Here is a 1,301-nt window from a genome sequence, read left to right as displayed (position 1 = left end):
GGGACGGGGAACTTCTGGAAGAACCGCCACATGGCGTGCATGTAATGGACGGCGGCGTCGAGTCTTCCGGCGGTGTCGTGGTGCCACGGGCCGAACGTGCGGAATTCGATGGTGTGGCGGTGCGTGTCGTTGATGGCGGTGTCCTTGCCGCAGTAGTCGCCGTGGATGAGCTCGCACCAGCGTGTGTCGGTCATGTGGCGCATGTTCAGCGCCTCGCATTGGGTTCCGTCGAGCGCTTCCAGCGCCCAGTACCAGCGGGCCGGGGTCTGCCGGCCGGTGCGGCTGATGTGCATGTGCCCGCCCGACAGCGTGTTGTCGGTGTCGGTGGCGATGCGTTCGACGAGTCGGCGGATTTCCGTGAGCTGGCTCATGGTCATGGGTTCGCTCTGGTATTCGAGGGAGCCGTCGTGGTGGAGGCTGCCGTCCGGGCACCAGCCGGCGATGAGCCTGTGGTTCCTGAGCATGTCGGTGTCGTGGTTGCCGTCCACTTCGATTTCCAGTCCGAAGGTGAACGGCTCGCGGACGGGCCGTCCCTCGTACGGGTCCCGGTAGCAGGGGTCCTGCGTGTTCGCGCAGGCGTGCCGTTCGTAGCAGTAGGGGCAGTAGCGTTCGTCGCACTGCTCGCAGTATTCCTGGCAATCCGAGCACAGGCGGTCGTCGCACATGCGGCACCGGTACCCGCAGTCCTCGCACAGGCTGTGCTCGCAGTGCTCGCAGCAGTATGCGCAGTCCCCGCACATCCGCGAACCGCATTCGTTGCATGTGCGCGCGCAGTCGTCGCATACAGTGTTGCCGCACCCGCATTCGACGGTTTCCGTCCCCGCGCAGTCCCCGCATAGCCATCCGTCGCAGTCGTGGCACCGTACGGCGCACTCCCCCGACTGGCGTTCGCAGTGCCCGCACCGACGGTCGTCCCCTTGGCTGGCATGGTTGTTTCCGGTCATTTGTCACGCTCCTATGTCGTCTTGTCTTCCGGACGGTGCGCGGCGGGACCGGATGGCCGCGGCGCGGCGCAAGCCGCGTGGCCGGTCGGCCCGGTGCCGGGACCGCCTTCGGCGGCGGCACCGGCCGGCAGACACGCGGACGCTTGCGACGCGCCGGACGTCCGGTCATGCTGTGTGCCGGCCGGCCGGGCCGGGGCCCGCCTTCGATGGCGGGACCCCTTTTCGACGTGCTCCCGCCGGACGGCGGGGCGCGGCGGCGGATCCGCGAGCCCTTCGGGGCGAGCTCCGTTTTCGGCGGCGACCCGGATCCGGCTGGACAGGGATTCCTAAAACAGGTATCATTGTTTCCTGTAGTAG

General features: G+C 67.8%; 1 pseudogene. It reads right to left on the bottom strand.

The annotated features are described in order from the left end of the window. Window positions 1–944, bottom strand: a pseudogene (locus ACMO6A_RS13920) (hypothetical protein); the annotation flags it as partial. Between the last annotated feature and the right edge of the window lie 357 nt (window positions 945–1,301).

Origin of the sequence: Eggerthella sp., from assembly GCF_048329335.1 — a bacterium.
Taxonomy (GTDB): Bacteria; Actinomycetota; Coriobacteriia; order Coriobacteriales; family Eggerthellaceae; genus Eggerthella; species Eggerthella lenta.
Note: the sequence above shows the minus strand (reverse complement) of the source record. Positions and strands in the feature narration are given on the sequence as shown.